The sequence below is a fragment of the Gilvimarinus sp. 1_MG-2023 genome (genome assembly GCF_030548285.1).
This window is the reverse complement of the sequence record NZ_JAUOSC010001012.1, coordinates 1-272: the sequence shown is the minus strand read 5'-3', so window position 1 is coordinate 272 and position 272 is coordinate 1. Positions and strand designations below refer to the sequence as shown.

The following is a 272-nucleotide window of genomic DNA, read 5'->3' as shown; positions in this document are numbered from 1 at the left end:
GAGCTGGACCTCGATGGCCAACTGGCACTGTTACGCGCCCGGGTAATGATCATCGGATTGGGTGGATTGGGCTCTCCGGTTGCACTGTATCTGGCCGCCAGCGGTGTGGGCGAGTTGATCCTGGTCGATGACGATCAGGTGGAATTGTCCAACCTGCAGCGCCAGATTATCCACGGCGATGCCGACCTCGGGCGCGCCAAAGTCGATTCCGCCGCGACCAACCTGCGAGCACTCAACCCGGACTGCCAGGTAACAGCCATTCAGCGTCGAGC

At 61.4% G+C, this 272-nt stretch carries 1 protein-coding gene; it reads left to right on the top strand.

Annotated elements, in window-relative coordinates; all coding sequences use genetic code 11:
• The coding region (locus Q4563_RS19940) for a HesA/MoeB/ThiF family protein (protein WP_303605752.1) at positions 1–272 on the top strand (272 nt) is incomplete at both ends.